The sequence below is a fragment of the Pseudidiomarina aquimaris genome (assembly GCF_003987395.1).
Classification (GTDB): domain Bacteria; phylum Pseudomonadota; class Gammaproteobacteria; order Enterobacterales; family Alteromonadaceae; genus Pseudidiomarina; species Pseudidiomarina aquimaris.
The window spans coordinates 129,979-145,515 of the sequence record NZ_PIPT01000003.1 but is presented as its reverse complement, the minus strand read 5'-3'; the positions used below and the strand labels follow the sequence as shown (position 1 = coordinate 145,515).

Genomic DNA, 15,537 nt, shown 5'->3' with positions numbered 1-15,537 from the left:
GCTGGGCTCATCACTTATGAGCCCAGCAATTCTGCAAGATCGTCCTCACTTAACACCGTCACACCTAACTGTTCTGCCTTCGCTAGCTTCGAACCAGCATTGTCACCGGCAATTACTGCGGTGGTTTTCGCCGAGACACTGCCAGTCACTTTGGCGCCGCGCGCTTGCAAGGCTTGCTTGGCTTCATCACGGGTCATTTGCGTGAGCGTGCCCGTTAGAACATAGGTATTGCCAGCCAAAGTCGCTTCGCTCGCAGCCAGCTGCTCAACTTTTGGCCAACTGATGCCCTGCGCTAAGAGTTCATCAATAACGGTCTGATTGTGCGGCTCGCGGAAGAACTGATAGATATGATTGGCGACCACGCTACCAACGTCAGTCACTTCTTCTAGCTGCTCTTTTTCTGCGTCCATAAGCGCCTCAAGCGTCGCAAAGTGTGCAGCTAGGTTCGCCGCCGTCGCTTCGCCGACCTCGCGGATACCGAGGGCATAAAGGAAACGCGCTAAGGTGGTTGTTTTGCTTGCGCTGATCGCTGCGACAATATTTTCAGCTGACTTGTCACCCATACGCGGTAACATCGCTAATTCTCGCGCTTTCAACTTGAATAAATCCGCAGGCGACTCGAGCCACTCGCGCTCAACCAACAACTCAATCAGTTTGTCACCTAAACCGTCGATATCCATCGCCTTACGTGAAGCAAAATGTTTGATCGCCTCTTTACGCTGGGCAGCACAGATAAGGCCGCCGGTACAGCGCGCTACAGCCTCGCCTTCAGCGCGTTCGACATGCGACGCACAAATTGGGCAAGCGCTGGGAAACTCAATTTGTTCGGCATCATCGGGACGGCGCTCTTTAACGACACTGACGACCTGCGGAATAACGTCACCCGCGCGACGAATGATCACGGTATCACCAATACGCGCATCAAGACGCGCAATTTCATCAGCATTATGCAACGTTGCATTCGATACGGTTACGCCACCCACAGAGATTGGTTCAAGGCGAGCCACAGGGGTAATAGCGCCGGTTCGGCCGACCTGAAAATCAACACCTTTAAGCACTGTCATTTCTTCTTGCGCTGGAAACTTCCAAGCAATCGCCCAACGTGGCGCCCGCGACACAAAGCCAAGGTCTTGCTGATGTTGAATCGAGTCGACCTTGAGCACAATGCCATCAATCTCGTAACGCAACTGTTCACGGCGATTCAGGATCTCGTTGTAATAAGCCTCACAGCCTTGCGCATCGCTCACTTGCTTAACTTCACCGCTAATAGGCAGACCCCACTCGGCAAGCTGCTGTAAGCGTTGATAGTGCGAGTTAGCTAACGTCGTTTCCTCGCTTACAACGCCCATACTGTAGGCATAAAAATGCAGTGGCCGTTGGGCGGTAATACGCGAATCTAATTGGCGTAAACTACCCGCGGCGGCATTACGAGGATTGGCGAAGGTCTTTTCGCCGCGCGCCAATGCTTTCTCGTTATACTCGCTAAACGCTTGCACCGGCATAAAGACTTCACCGCGCACTTCAAGACGCTGCGGATAATCACCTTGCAACTGTAAGGGTAAGTTTCGGATGGTCCGCACATTGGCGGTGATATCCTCACCAGTTTGCCCGTCACCACGAGTTGCCCCGCGCACGAGCTTACCCTCTTCATAGAGCACACTGACCGCTGCGCCATCGAGCTTTGGCTCACAGCAATAAGCGATAGCTGCGGCACTATCAAGACGCTCGTTGACGCGCTTCGCAAACGCCGTAAATTCATCACTGTCGAAGGCGTTGTCTAACGACAGCATTGGCATTTCATGGGCGACTTGAGTGAATGCGGAAAGCGGCTGACTGCCCACCTTCTGTGTGGGTGAGTGCGCACTTTTTAATTCTGGGTAGTCACTTTCAAGTTGTTGTAACTCACGAAAGAGACGATCGTATTCGGCATCGGGAACTGTCGGTTCGTCGAGCTCATAATATTCACGATTGTACTGGGTAATGAGCGCACGTAATTCTTGCGCGCGCTTGACGACTGCTGAATCTGTCATAGGCCTACTGTCGAATTAAACGTTTACGTTCGTATTCACGAATGCTTTGATGAATATGCTGAACCGCTTGGCGGGTAAGAGGATTGCGATGTTCATCGAGCACTTGCCCGCCTTCGACCGCCGCAGCAATTTTCTCGGCGGCGTTGTGCATCATGGTAAAGGCTTGAGTGGAGTTACTCTTGATCGGCAAGGCCAAGAACAAAGCGATACCTTTCGTCTCAAAGTGCTCCATAGCATCAATATCAAAGGTGCCTGGATTGAACATATTGGCCAAACTAAAGAGTACCGGCCCTGTTCCAGCCGTATCCACATGGCGGTGAAAGATATCAAACTCGCCATACTTAAAGCCCAACTCAGTGAGTTGTTGCAACAGCACCGGGCCGTTGATTTGGCCGACAACATGAAGCGCAATCACCATGTCCGGCTCTTGTGTCAATGGCGGCTCGTCATCCGGTTCAAGAGGCAAATCCATACTCTGCTGCGCTGGTTCTGGTCCGGCAGCTTTCTTCGGCGCAGGTTTAGCAGATGCCTTCGCTACCGGCTTAGCCGGTTTTGCCGCTTGCTCTGCTTTTTTCAACTCATCGGGCTGTGCTGCCACAGATGGCAATTCAAAGTCTTCGTCATCGCTACTTGCGCGAATACTCGCTTGCGATTCCATTGTCGGCGCACTATCAGGCTGAGTCCGCGGTTTTAATTCCTCAGCGGCAACTCTGGTGTCTTCACGGCTGGCAGGAGACGGCTTGCGCGTCGGTGCCCTGCTCGTTGCGGAGCTCGTTGCGGAGTTATGCACCTGTGCTTCTGCTTGGCGCTCGGAAGCACGGCGAATCACCCGCACTTCGCCAATACCATCATCATCGAAACCTGAGTTGTCCTGTGCACGCTGACGCTTTTGTTCGAGCTCCATTTGCTGCTCGAGTTTGCGCCGCTCATTGCGACGAATATTCCACATACCGTGGCCGATGATCAGCGCGATCAACAGTAATCCAATAATGCTAAAAACAATTTGCATGGTACTCATTGCAGGCTTTCCATGATTTTGATGTTCTGTTGTTGTTCTTCTACGAAGCTTCGGTCAAGGCGACAGCTTCATCCACATCTACGGCTACTAAGCGTGAGACACCTGGCTCTTGCATGGTGACCCCGGCTAGATGAGACGCCATTTCCATCGCCACTTTATTGTGACTGATATAAATAAATTGCACCGTTTGCGACATTTCTTCAACGAGACGACAGAAACGTCCCACGTTGGCATCATCCAGAGGCGCATCGACTTCGTCGAGTAAACAAAACGGCGCTGGATTTAATCTAAAGATCGCAAACACTAATGATAAAGCTGTTAACGCCTTTTCACCACCCGATAACAAGTGAATTGTACTGTTTTTCTTACCCGGTGGACGCGCCATGATCGCTACACCTGTTTCGAGTAGATCATCCTCGGTAAGTTCCAAATAGGCACTGCCACCACCAAAAACTTTCGGGAACAATTCTTGGAGACCGTTGTTCACCGCATCATAGGTCGTTTTAAAGCGCTGTCGCGTTTCGCGATCAATCTTGCGAATCGCCGTTTCTAGGGTTTCAAGGCTGGACGTAAGATCTTCGTGTTGCTGGTCAAGGTACTCTTTACGTTCAGCAAGTGTTTCAGATTCTTCGATAGCAGCTAAGTTAATTGCCCCAAGCCGTGCAATAGCGCTTTGCAAACGTTCGACTTCATGCTGCCATTTTTTCTCATCGGCATCTTCGGATAGCTGCTCAAGCACGGGCTTCAATGGCTGCTGCATGTCATCGAGGACCGCAAGTACATTACGGCTACGTTCCTGTACGGCAGCAAGTTCCATCTGGCTGCTCTGTAATTGCTGCCGAGCTTTCTCAATTTGCGTTTCGACGCCTTTGACGCCGCTGCTCACTTGTTGCAATTGCTGCTCAATTTCGGCAAGTTTGTCAGCCCATTCTCGACGTTCTTCGTCGACCGTTTCACGCTGTTGCAATAACTCCTCTAGCTGTAGCGCCAGCACTTCGGTTTCTTCTTGGTCTTCACCGCCATCGGCCAGCAGTTGCAACTGTTCTTGCGCCTGCTGCTGCTGTTGTTGCAAACGCTGCAACAGAGTATGCGTGTGCTGCAACTGCGTTTTATATTGTTCGACTTGCAGCTTTTTATCTTGCCACTGCTGCTGGCTCTGCTGTGCTTGATCACGCAACTGTTGGCGCTCAGCCTGCAGCAGTTCACGTTTGCTCTGCCACTCGTGCTCATCAACATTCGGTTGCGCTGCCTCGGCGTCCGCCAATTGCGCGCTGACCTCCTCTTGCTGTAACAACAAGGTTTCAGCGCTTTCCGCAAGCTCCTGTTGTTGCGCCTCGCAACGCACTAATTTCTCTTGTAATTGCTCTTGCTGAGCGGCCTGCCAGCGCTGTTTCTCGCGCCAAGTCGCGGCATTTGCTTGTGCTTCATGCAGTCGCGTCTGCGCCGCATCGAGTTGCACTGCAAGCGTTTCTCGTTGCTGATTTAATTGTTCAAGGTGTTGCTCTTGGGCACGCAACTGCTTGCGTGTTTCTGTGAGCTTTTCCGTTGTTTGCTCCAACTCTTGTTGTTGCAGTAACTGACTTTCTTGTGCGGCAATCTGTTGCGCCTGATAACTTCCTGCACACCATAGTTGGCCTTGCTCGGTCAGCAACCAGCGCGACGTTGCTTGCGGTAAGATCTCATTCACGGTGTCAGCATTAGCACATAGCTGCATTTGTTGCGCTAACGGCCACTGTTGCAATGGCCCACTCAATTGCGCAGCTAAAGAGTCACGCGGTGCCTCGTCTTGCCCCAAAATAACCAAACGTGTTCCCAACTCTTCAGGCCAATCGGCGGGCGCTCGTTCTAGTACAAAAGCATCAAGCCACGCATGGCAAGCTTGCTCGGCAGCTAACCGCCATTTATCACTTACATTCAGCAGGTCTCGCACCTGACCTAGCGGCTCAAGCCCCTGCTGCGCAAGCCAGTCAACGAGTACGTTGGGCCAGTCGGCCTGCGCTGCCGTCAACAATGTTTGTAGCGAACTTTCGCGACCAAGTAGTTGCTGCTCTTGTTGCTGTAATTGAGTTAACTGCTGACTCTGCTGTTGACGTTGTTCACGCAACTGATGCTGTTGTTGTTGCAGAGCTTTTAGCTCGACTTCTGCGTTACTGGCCGCCTGCTCTGCTTGCTCTAATTGTTGATTAGCTTCGTGCTCAGCGAGCTCTTGCAGCTCCTGCTTGAGTTGCTGAGCCTGGCGTCCGATGTCATCGGTTTGTTGCTGGGTTCGTTGCAGTTGGTCAGCACAACGCTCACGTTGCAACTGCAATTGTTGCAAGCGCTCTCGGTATTGCTGTTGCTCGGTCAGAAAGCGTTGATAATCGTTTTGTAGTTGTAACCAAGCTTCTTCATGTTGCTGAAATGCTTCTTGCGCCTGTTCAGCCGTCTCAGCGAGTTGCTCCAGTTCTGGTTGCAATTGCTCTAATTGCAGTTTGATTTCGACTTCTTGTTCAACATCGCGCTGATAGGTTTGGTCCAACTGGCTCAGCTCGCTTTGCAATTGCTGCTGACGCTGTTGGCGTTGTTGTGCTTGAGTGCGTAGCGCTTGTAACTGATGCTCGGTGCGGGTGACATCATTACCCAACTGATAAAAGCGTTGTTGAATTTCGTCCAACTTTGCCTTGGTTTCGTTCGCTTGTTCGCGCAATTCTAATGTGCCACGTTCACTGCCGCGTTGCTCTGCCAACCAGCGCTCGAGCTCGGCCTCGTGCTCTCGAATGGTTTGCCGCAAGCGTTCTGCTTGCTGTTCGTGGGTCAGCCAACGGAGCGCTTGCAGCTCCGCTTTATACTTGCGCTCTTGCTGTTTCAAATCTTTGTAGCGCCGTGCGGCAGCTGCTTGGCGTTGTAGCTTATCTAATTGACTGCCAAGCTCATCTCGCACGTCGTTCAGACGATCTAAGTTATCGCGAGTGTGCTGCATGCGGTTTTCGGTTTCACGCCGGCGTTCTTTGTATTTCGAGATCCCAGCAGCCTCTTCCAGGAATACTCTTAATTCCTGCGGCTTCGACTCAATGAGTCGCGAAATCATGCCCTGTTCGATAATCGCATAACTGCGCGGACCAAGTCCGGTACCAAGGAATAAATCCGTGATATCGCGTCGGCGGCATTTACTATTGTTGAGAAAGTAATCAGAGCGACCGTCTCGCGTTACCAAACGCTTTACAGAGATTTCCGCGTAGTTCGCATATTCGCCTTGAATACGGCCATCTGAATTATCAAAGACCAGCTCTACACTGGCCTGCGATACTGGTTTTCGTGCGCCTGAACCATTGAAGATGACATCGGTCATGGCATCGCCGCGTAAGTTTTTTGCAGAACTCTCACCCAATACCCAGCGCACAGCATCAATGACGTTCGACTTGCCACAGCCGTTCGGCCCGACGACACACGTCATCTGGTGCGGAAACGGTACTTTGGTGGCGTCGACGAACGACTTAAACCCAACAAGCTTGATATGTTTGAGGCGCATGGAGTCCTGTTTTTAGTTATTATGTCAGGGTAATTCTTCGCAGACCTTCATAATGCTAGATTTTGTAACATTTTCAAGGTTAGTTGGCGATTATAAGTTTGTATACTGCGTAAAGCTCTCGCAAAATACGTTCGGTAGTCATAAAGCGACAAGGAGTTGAGCATGCAGCAAGCAAAATACAGCGACAATGGTGCCAGTTATGTGGCACGGGGTTTCGAGCTGGCCTTTCAAAAAGGGGTCCGGCGCTATGCTCTCATCCCACTCACCATCAATGTGCTACTTTTCAGTTTCGCAATTGCCGCTGTGTTCCACTACACGACGCTTTGGGTTGCCGATTTTATGGCGTGGCTTCCCGGATGGCTGCATTGGCTGGAAGTTGTCCTGTGGCCGTTAATCATCATCGCCGTGTTATTGCTCTTTGCCCTGACTTTTACCAGTGTTGCGAACATCATTGCGTCCCCCTTCAATAGCCTTTTGGCCGAAAAAGTTGAGGAGCGTCTTACTGGCGTACCCGCAGCCAATGGCGGCGTGGGCGGCATGATAAAGGACATCCCTCGTACACTCGGGCGAGAAATGCAAAAGATCCTGTACTTTATTCCTCGCTCGCTCGGCTTCTTTTTACTGCTGATTTTTTTGCCAGTTATCGGGCAAGTTCTCTGGTTGCTTTGGGGCGGATGGATGATGACCATTCAATACGCAGACTATGCCTTCGATAACCATAAAGTCCCTTTTCGTAATATGCGCGCTAGCTTATATAAGCATCAGGGTAAGAGCCTTACCTTCGGTGTCGTCGTTGCCTTTCTGGCCTCAATTCCAGTGATTAATCTCATCATGATTCCTGTTGCGGTGTGCGGTTCAACCGCGATGTGGGTCGATCATATGCGTGCTGAAAATTTGGGCTAGCGCTTCGCTTTAGCAATCGTTATGATAGTTAACCTAATGTTAGCTAAACGAGGATCGAAGTGTGCGCCGCCTGCTAAAAGCACTCATATGCAGTGCCTTTTTATTTTCACTACAGGCTATATTCCCGCCGATTGCTTCTGCGCACGCATTAGAAAATCAAACTCAGACGAAAGATAGCATTATTTGGGGCGTAAACAGTGCGCCACCTTTCCATATTCTCGACGGCTACTTTGCTAATCAGGGCGTCTGTGACCAAATGATCGCGGCTTTTGAACGGGCTTTACCCAACGTCGAACAACAGATCGAATACTACCCGCAAGCGCGCATCGCGGCGCAAATACGCCAAGGTGGAAATCTCTGTTTTCCCTGTATGATTCGTAATATTAGTCCGGCGGAAATAGTGACTTATTCAGATCGCGTCTTCAGCTACCCGCCACATGGCATTATTACCCGTCCCGAATTAGCGAAAGAATTTACCGAACGATTTGGCAACCCCGTGGACCTTGTCGAAATGCTCAAGCAGCGCAGTTATCGTTTTGCCCAACCCATGGGCCGCCGCTACGGTAATCTACAACCCTACATCGAACGTTTTTTGCTAAATAGCGAGCAATATTCCGAGGTTTCTGGCAAAGACGCCAATGCCAATATGCTCGCCATGGTCAACGCCAAACGCGTCGATTTTGTCATCGACTACCCAATACTGCTCAACTACCATAATCAAGTGCTGCCGATTGACCTCGTTTTCGTGCCAATACTGCAGAATCAAGGCATTGCGGTTGAAGGGGCAGTAGGTTGCCCTGCAACGCCTTGGGGCAAGCGCGCAATCGAACTGATTAACGAGGCAATACCCGCAGTTCAACAAGATCCCCAGTTTCAAGCCGCAAAAGATCGTTGGCTTCTGCTACAGAACCCGTAAAATATCAGCATCCTTATAGTTAACGGCTGATAGTATGAAACTCTCTAAATTTACTATTGCGGCGCTTGGCGCTGTCACTTTGGCGTCGACCGCGAATTTGGTCGCCACACCTGCTCATGCATGGGGCAAAACGGGCCACCGCATTACCGGTAAAATCGCAACGGCCTATCTCTCTGTTGAAGCAAAAGCGGCAATTGCGGAGCTGCTGGGACCTGAATCATTGGCAGAAGCTTCTACTTATGCAGATGAAATGCGCTCAAACCCAAGTGAATTCTGGCAAAAAACAGCCAATCCATTTCACTATGTCACCCTGCAGCAGCCGCACGACTATCATGCTGACGATTGTCCGCCAGAAGGCGACGCCATGAGCGCGTTGAAAGACTTCACTGCCACTCTGAAAAGCGACGATGCCAGCCGCGAAGAAAAGCAACTAGCCTTGCGTTTTATCGTGCATATCATTGGCGATTTACATCAGCCTCTTCACGTGGGTTCAGCCGCACTTAGTGATCGCGGTGGTAACGACGTTAAAGTTGTGTTCTTCGGTGAGCAAAGCAACCTACATCGCGTTTGGGACTCTGGTTTAGTCGATCACCAAAAGCTTTCTTACAGCGAGTTCTCGCATTGGTTACAGCGGCGTATTACCCCTGCACAAGCGCAAACATGGGCAACTCCCGATCCCTACACATGGATCAATGAAAGTTCACAATTACGTGACGAGGTTTACCCACAAACCGATGAGCCGTATCTCGGCTGGGACTATGTCTACAATTACACACCGGTGATGAAACAGCGCCTGCAACAAGGTGGTGTGCGCATCGCGGCGTACTTGAACGACGTGTTTGCAGCAAATAGCGAAGGTTAATATGAGTGTTGAGTCCTACACCCCAGTAAAAAATACTGTGCAGAGCCAACCAAAGATTGGTTTTGTCAGCCTCGGTTGCCCTAAAAACCTGGTCGATTCAGAACGAATCCTGACTCAGCTGCGCACTGAGGGTTATAACATCGTTAACACTTACGATAATGCTGACATGGTCATCGTCAATACCTGCGGCTTTATTGATAGTGCGGTGCAAGAATCACTCGATGCAATTGGCGAAGCTCTGAATGAAAACGGCAAAGTTATCGTCACCGGCTGCTTGGGAGCCAAAGATGACGAAATTCGTGAAGTTCATCCAAATGTTTTGGCAATCACCGGTCCTCATGCTTATGAGGAAGTTATGGGACATGTGCACCAATATGTGCCGCAACCCGAAAGGATTCCATTCGAGAACCTCGTCCCTGAAACTGGGGTGAAGCTAACACCAAAGCATTTTGCCTACTTAAAAATTTCCGAAGGCTGTAATCACCGTTGTACCTTCTGCATTATTCCGTCTATGCGTGGCGACCTTGTGAGCCGTCCCGTCGGTGATGTCCTAGCCGAGGCACAACGACTTGCCAATGCAGGTGTAAAAGAATTGCTGGTAATATCACAAGACACCAGCGCTTATGGTGTGGACGTCAAACATAAAACCGGCTTCTGGGACGGCCAGCCGGTGAAAACCCGCATGCTGGAGCTTTGCGAAGCGCTCGGCAAGTTAGGGATTTGGGTGCGTTTGCACTATGTCTATCCGTACCCATCCGTCGATGATGTTATTCCACTCATGGCCGATGGCAAAATCTTGCCTTATTTGGATATTCCGCTGCAGCACGCCAACAAGCGTATTTTGCGTTTAATGAAGCGACCGGGTTCTGCTGATCGCACCCTTGAACGCATCCAGAATTGGCGCAAGATCTGCCCCGATTTAACCATTCGCAGCACTTTTATTGTGGGCTTCCCAGGAGAAACGGAAGAGGAGTTTGAGGAGCTATTACAGTTCTTGCGTGATGCGCAACTCGACCGTGTGGGGTGTTTTACCTACTCAGATGTGGAAGGTGCCAAGGCCAACGAGCTACCTGATCCTGTACCCGAAGAAGTGAAGCAAGAGCGCTACGCGCGCTTCATGGAAGTCCAACAAGAAATCAGCGCAGCACGTTTACAGCAGAAGATCGGACGTACACTCGATGTGTTGATTGACGAGGTTGACGCTGAAGGAGCCATCGGTCGTAGCTATGCCGACGCGCCAGAAATTGATGGCTTGGTTTACCTCAATGGCGAATACGAGGTGCAACCCGGTGAACGTGTTCGAGTGCAAATCGAGCATGCCGACGAGTACGATTTATGGGGTACTGTGGTTCGCTAATATCAAGTTCTGTATTACGAAATGACAGCGGCGCTTATGCGTCGCTGTCATCATCAAGCAGCTTGCTATCGAGCTTTTTCGAGGTCTGTACGCCCATCTCTTTGAACTTCTCAACACGCCCGACTAGATTGCCGCGCCCAGTCGACAATTTATTCATCGCACCATCATAATGCTTACGCACGGTATCGAGGCTATTACCGATTTTCTGCATATCCTCAATAAAGCCAGCGAACTTGTCATAAAGCTTTCCGGCGTCCTCAGCTATTTTTTGCGCGTTACGGTTTTGATGTTCGTATTGCCAGATATTGTTCACCGTACGCAAGGCCACCAATAAGTTGGTAGGACTCACCAACATGATATTGTGTTCGAGCGCCAGACGAATCAGTTCCGGATCGCGATCAACCGCAAGCAAAAAGGCCGGTTCAATCGGAATAAACATCAAGACATAATCAAGCGTTCGCACGCTGTCGAGCTGTTGATAGTTTTTCTTAGATAAGCCCTTAATGTGCGCGCGCAGCGAGTTAACATGCTCAGCTAACGCGGCATCACGCTCTTTATCATCGTCGCTGTTGAAATAGCGTTCGTACGCTACCAACGACACTTTGGAGTCAATCACCACGTCTTTTTCGTTGGGTAAATGCACCACGACATCAGGCTTAAATGACTTACCGTCTTCATCACGATGATGACTTTGCGTGTCGTATTCATGACCTTCGCGCAGACCCGATTGGGTTAAAATACGCTCTAATACGACTTCCCCCCAGTTGCCCTGTGCTTTGGTATCGCCTTTCAAAGCACGGGTAAGCGCATCAGCTTCAGCTGCCATTTGCTTATTGAGTTCTTTCAATGAGGTGATTTCAGTGGTTAACGAGGCGCGTTGTTTTAGCTCTTCAGTGTATTGGCTCTCAACTTGCTTCTTGAAGGCCTCAAGCTGCTGTTTGAACGGTGCTAAAGTGACTTCCAGCGTCTGCTTGCTACTTTGCTGAAGACGCTCTGATTTTTGCTCAAAAATCTGCTGTGCTAAGCGCTCAAACTCTTTTTTCATGCGCTCTTCACTCGCTTCGAGCAAGCGTTGCTTCTCTTCCGCGTGCTTCAGTGAACTTTCGAGTTTGCTTTGATTTGCCGCAAGATCGGCTTGTAGCTGGCTGCGGTGCTGCTGCAATTGTTGCTGTTGCTGCTCGGCAAGCTGTAGGCGCTGTTCCGTTTGCTCGAGTTCATGTTCGAGCTGTTCTTCACGTTGTGCCGCAAGCCCCACTTGGTGTTCCAACTGCTGCGCCGCCTGCTGCACTTTTGCCCGTTGCCAAAGCCAGGTCAGCATGCCGCCAACGACGAGCGCCGCAGCACCCGCCGTTAACCATTGCCATAGCTGCAGACTAAGCATCAGCAGCTTCCAGTTTGACGCGCCAAATCGCCGGCCCGGTTTCATGGGCATTTTCACCGGTGCTATCCACGGCTACGGTGACAGGCATATCTTCAACTTCAAACTCGTAGATAGCTTCCATACCTAAGTCTTCAAACGCGACGACTTTGGCTTTCTTAATTGCCTTGGCAACTAAGTAAGCAGCACCACCCACAGCCATCAAGTAAACCGCTTTGTGTTGCTTGATACTTTCAACCGTCGCAGGTCCACGCTCAGCCTTACCAATCATGCCAAGAATGCCCGTTTTATCGAGCATTAAGTCGGTAAACTTATCCATCCGTGTGGCCGTTGTTGGGCCCGCAGGACCGACGACTTCGTCGCCCACCGGATCAACAGGACCGACGTAATAAATGAACTTGTTTTTGAAGTCGACCGGCAGGGTTTCGCCGTTATCAAGCATATCTTTAATGCGCTTATGCGCAGCATCGCGACCGGTCAGCATTTTACCCGAGAGCAATACGGTTTCGCCGGTTTTCCAAGTTTCAATATCCGCTTGCGTGAGTTCATCCAGATTGACACGACGCGCATCATCACCAAGTTCAAAAGTGATATCGGGCCAGTCTTCAAGCTTCGGTGGCTGCAAATCTGCGGGACCTGAACCGTCGAGATAGAAGTGCGCGTGGCGTGTCGCCGCACAGTTTGGAATCAAGGTCACAGGCTTGGACGCAGCATGAGTGGGTGCCGTTTTGATTTTGACGTCCATGACGGTTGTCACGCCGCCGAGGCCTTGCGCTCCAATACCTAATTTGTTTACCCGCTCATAAATTTCGAGGCGTAGTTCTTCTTCGGCGTTCTGCGGTCCACGTTCCAGCAACTCTTGAATGTCGACTGGGTCCATCAAGGCTTCCTTCGCCAAGACTGCCGACTTTTCTGCAGTACCGCCAATACCAAGGCCAATCATGCCCGGTGGGCACCAGCCCGCACCAAGTTTCGGCATGGTTTCAACCACCCAGTCGGCAATTGAGTCACTTGGGTTAAGCATCACCATCTTCGATTTATTTTCTGAGCCGCCACCTTTGGCTGCAATCATGACTTCAATCTTGTCACCCGGCACCATATCAATGTGCACCACGGCTGGCGTATTATCGCCGGTATTTTTACGCTTACCTGCTGGGTCGGCGACAATCGATGCGCGTAGCGGGTTTTCTGGGTTGGTGTACGCCTGACGCGTGCCCTCGTCAACCATTTGCTGCACGGCCATGTCCGTCTTGTCCCATTGCACGCCCATGCCAACTTTGACAAAACACGTCACGATACCGGTATCTTGGCAAATCGGGCGGTGCCCTTGAGCTGCCATGCGTGAATTCGTCAAAACTTGGGCAATCGCATTCTTAGCCGCTTCACTTTCTTCTTTGTGATAGGCCTTTTCTAAAGCTTGAACAAAATCCAGCGGGTGGTAGTACGAAATATACTGCAGGGCATCGGCAATACTTTCAATAAAGTCAGCCTGACGAATAATGGCCATGTTTTCCTCTACTTCATGCGGTTACAATTGGGCGTTATCATAGCGTTTTCAGCGCACGCTGACCAGTTTTAGCCGAGCTTATGTTAAGCTTGTGGCAAATGCTTTTGGAGTAAAGATGTCGTGACGATTGTTGCTGTTCCGCTGGCACTGCAAGCAAACGATAAAGTGACGTTAGTAGATCTGTTCAGCAAGGTTGCCGAGCAGCCATGGGCGCTACTATTAGACAGCTGCGAGCACCCGCATAGCCATTATGACTTCATTTTTTGGCAGCCGGAAGCAGTTGTCACTGACGCCGCCGCATGGCCGAGCAAGCTCAGCGAGCTCATGACGCAGTTACCGCATTACCAAGGTCCTAGTGAGTTGCCCTTCCAAGGTGGACTTGCAGGTGCCTGGAGCTACGATGCGGGACGTGCGCTGGAACGTCTACCAGAACACGCACTTGCTGATATTCAGTTACCACAACTCGCAGTGGGGCTTTATGTGCGAGCGCTCATTCATGACCGCGTGAAAGATTGTATCTGGCTGCTTGCCCCCGCTGGCGAAATAGAGCACTGGCAGCAATTCTGGCAAACCAGCGACTCAGCTGCAAAGAATCCTGAAGCCTTCGCCTTAGCCGGCGCATGGCAGAGCAACATGAGCCGTGCCGATTACTTGACCAAGTTCGCGCAAGTACAAGATTATTTGCGGGCTGGCGACTGCTACCAGATTAATCTCGCGCAACGCTTTACCGCCCCTTACCACGGTGACGAGTGGGACGCCTACCAGCGTTTACGTGACGCCAACCAAGGGCCCTATTCAGCCTTTATGCGGCTGCCCGAGGGCGCGCTGTTGAGCCAATCTCCCGAGCGCTTTTTACGCGTCGATGCCAAAGGTCATGTCGAGACCAAACCAATCAAGGGCACACGCCCCCGCGCTGCTACACCCGAGCGCGATCAAGCGCTTGCCAACGCGTTACAATCAGCCAGCAAAGACCGCGCCGAAAATGTCATGATCGTCGATCTATTACGCAATGACCTCAGTCGCGTCTGCCAACCTGGTAGCGTGCAGGTGCCCAAATTGTTTGCGATCGAAAGCTACCCTGCCGTTCACCATTTAGTGAGTACGGTCGTGGGCGAGCTCCAGCCCCCCATGCAGGCCTTAGACTTGCTTGCAGCGTGCTTTCCAGGCGGCTCGATTACCGGTGCCCCCAAAGTGCGGGCGATGGAAATTATTGACGAGTTAGAACCCCACCGACGGAGCTTCTATTGCGGCAGCATGGGCTATATTTCGCAGCATGGCGCCAGCGACACCAATATTTGTATTCGCACTCTCGTAGCCGAGCATGGGGCGTTGCACTGTTGGGCGGGCGGCGGCTTGGTGATCGACTCTGCCGGCGCAGAAGAGTATCAAGAAACCCTTGATAAGGTCGCAAAAATTCTGCCGGTGTTACGTTCGACCAGCGTAAGCGAGATGGGCACATGACCCGCGACGAGTTTTTGCGCCGTTTTCAACTGCATTCGAAACAGCTGCAGCAACGTCCACTATTGAAACGCCTGCGCCCTGCCGCTGTGCTTATCCCTCTGTGGGAGCGTGAAGGGCAACTCGAAGTAGTGTTAACGCAACGTAGTAATCATTTGCGGCACCACGCGGGGCAGATTAGCTTTCCTGGCGGACGGCAAGAATTAGCTGATCCTGATCTGTACACCACCGCCTTACGTGAAGCCCATGAAGAGATAGCCCTCCAGCCCAACGATGTTGAATTGGTGGGTGTACTACAAGACTACCCAGTCATTAGTAACTTTCTCATCCGCCCGTATGTCGGCTTCATTACACCTAAGCAACCGTTGCAAGCAGATCCCAGTGAAGTGGAAGAAATTTTCACAGTTCCATTGGCACACTTAATGCAGCAGCAAGGCCATTTTGCCTATCGCTTGCGGCGCTTTATTTACGATCAGGTATACTTTATTCCATATGAACATAGAAATATTTGGGGTGCGACGGCTGGAATTTTGCGAGAATTGGCCGATCACGTGTATCCTGAGCGCCATACATTGTATCGCTCACTCAACGAAGGTTAAC

At 51.1% G+C, this 15,537-nt stretch carries 11 protein-coding genes; 6 read left to right on the top strand and 5 right to left on the bottom strand.

Translation table 11 applies throughout. The features are described 5' to 3' along the window. Positions 1-14 precede the first annotated feature (14 nt). The 3 genes from ligA to smc are packed head-to-tail and all read right to left on the bottom strand — an operon-like array spanning position 15 to position 6,556. Positions 15-2,030, bottom strand: a complete 2,016-nt coding sequence (gene ligA, locus CWE21_RS05175; RefSeq protein WP_126833384.1) for an NAD-dependent DNA ligase LigA — start codon at positions 2,028-2,030, stop codon at positions 15-17. 4 nt (positions 2,031-2,034) lie between these two features. After that, on the bottom strand, positions 2,035-3,048 hold the full coding sequence (zipA, locus tag CWE21_RS05170) for a cell division protein ZipA (RefSeq protein ID WP_126833383.1): 1,014 nt from the start codon (positions 3,046-3,048) through the stop codon (positions 2,035-2,037). A gap of 40 nt (positions 3,049-3,088) precedes the next feature. Beyond that, the gene (gene smc, locus CWE21_RS05165) at positions 3,089-6,556 is read right to left on the bottom strand and encodes a chromosome segregation protein SMC (protein ID WP_126833382.1); all 3,468 of its coding nucleotides are present in this window, start codon (positions 6,554-6,556) and stop codon (positions 3,089-3,091) included. Between the two features lie 162 nt (positions 6,557-6,718). On the opposite strand from smc, the gene cysZ reads away from it, so the two are divergent. The 4 genes from cysZ to rimO all read left to right on the top strand — a co-directional run bounded on the left by cysZ (position 6,719) and on the right by rimO (position 10,594). Next, positions 6,719-7,459 (top strand): sulfate transporter CysZ, encoded by a 741-nt coding sequence (gene cysZ / locus CWE21_RS05160; protein WP_126833381.1) that lies wholly within the window; start codon positions 6,719-6,721, stop codon positions 7,457-7,459. Positions 7,460-7,520: 61 nt separating this feature from the next. After that, positions 7,521-8,375, top strand: coding sequence for a hypothetical protein (locus CWE21_RS05155; RefSeq protein ID WP_126833380.1), 855 nt, complete (start codon positions 7,521-7,523; stop codon positions 8,373-8,375). Positions 8,376-8,409: 34 nt separating this feature from the next. Continuing rightward, the gene (locus CWE21_RS05150) at positions 8,410-9,237 is read left to right on the top strand and encodes a S1/P1 nuclease (protein ID WP_126833379.1); all 828 of its coding nucleotides are present in this window, start codon (positions 8,410-8,412) and stop codon (positions 9,235-9,237) included. 1 nt (position 9,238) lies between these two features. Beyond that, positions 9,239-10,594, top strand: coding sequence for a 30S ribosomal protein S12 methylthiotransferase RimO (rimO, locus tag CWE21_RS05145; protein WP_126833378.1), 1,356 nt, complete (start codon positions 9,239-9,241; stop codon positions 10,592-10,594). Between the two features lie 34 nt (positions 10,595-10,628). Here rimO and rmuC read toward each other — a convergent pair whose 3' ends face one another. Both rmuC and CWE21_RS05135 read right to left on the bottom strand, forming a co-directional pair. Next, entirely contained in the window at positions 10,629-11,975 is a 1,347-nt protein-coding gene (gene rmuC / locus CWE21_RS05140; RefSeq protein ID WP_126833377.1) for a DNA recombination protein RmuC, read from the bottom strand. Beyond that, the gene (locus tag CWE21_RS05135) at positions 11,968-13,479 is read right to left on the bottom strand and encodes a fumarate hydratase (RefSeq protein ID WP_126833376.1); all 1,512 of its coding nucleotides are present in this window, start codon (positions 13,477-13,479) and stop codon (positions 11,968-11,970) included. The genes rmuC and CWE21_RS05135 overlap by 8 nt, the downstream gene beginning before the upstream one ends. Before the next feature lie 120 nt (positions 13,480-13,599). Here CWE21_RS05135 and pabB point away from each other — a divergent pair, with 120 nt between their 5' ends. Together pabB and CWE21_RS05125 are read left to right on the top strand one after the other, a co-directional pair. Beyond that, positions 13,600-14,940 (top strand): aminodeoxychorismate synthase component I, encoded by a 1,341-nt coding sequence (gene pabB, locus CWE21_RS05130; RefSeq protein WP_241970224.1) that lies wholly within the window; start codon positions 13,600-13,602, stop codon positions 14,938-14,940. Further along, positions 14,937-15,536 carry a CoA pyrophosphatase gene (locus CWE21_RS05125; protein ID WP_126833375.1) on the top strand — a complete coding sequence of 200 codons (600 nt, stop codon included), beginning with the start codon at positions 14,937-14,939 and terminating at the stop codon, positions 15,534-15,536. Before pabB ends, CWE21_RS05125 begins: the two co-directional genes overlap by 4 nt. The last annotated feature ends 1 nt before the right edge of the window (position 15,537 follow it).